General features: G+C 24.4%; 1 protein-coding gene. It reads left to right on the top strand.

Annotated features, from left to right (window positions below; translation table 11 throughout):
* Positions 1-172 precede the first annotated feature (172 nt).
* Positions 173-301: a hypothetical protein gene (locus tag AC1DSL_RS19180; RefSeq protein WP_477533475.1), complete on the top strand. Its 129-nt coding sequence runs from the start codon at positions 173-175 to the stop codon at positions 299-301.
* The last annotated feature ends 327 nt before the right edge of the window (positions 302-628 follow it).

The raw sequence follows: 628 nt of genomic DNA, 5'->3' as shown, positions 1-628 counted from the left end.
ATAAAATACTTTGAATTGAAAAAAGACTATCGTCATGTTTATAAATATGCAGTTCTACTTGCAAAATATTATTATTTGAATAAAAAATTGAAGAATTCAGGAGTTTATTATCAACTTGCAAGYGAGGCATTACTATTAAAAAATAAGTTTTTAAAATGGGAGGATTTGTGAGATGAAAAAGAAGTTAATGCTTTTTGCAATTATAAGTATATTATTTTTGGGAATTAATAAAGGTAACTCTGACGTAATCTCAATTACTGGAGAAGAAGAAATTCCTAGGCCGGTAATTGAATTAAAATGATATTTAATAAAGGTTGAAACTCTATATTGAGTTTCAGCCTTTATTTTTTTAAAAAGAACAAAATATTGAATGAAATTAAAAGATACACCGTTTATTAGTAACAATTCAGCGAATAGATAAAGCCCCTAAAACTAAAACTGATTGATAAACTTTCTCAAAAAAACCGTAAAAAAGCGCAGAATTTTGAATTAATTTATCAATCTGTTGTTTATTTATTCTCTACTTTTAAATGATATATTAAATACATCCAATATTGGAAATTTTTTATAAAAGAGGTGACCATGATGAAATTAACTATTAAAGTTAAGAAAACAAAACAAAACATAA

The organism is Paenisporosarcina sp. P4_D4 (genome assembly GCF_056401835.1).
Note: the sequence above shows the minus strand (reverse complement) of the source record. Positions and strands in the feature narration are given on the sequence as shown.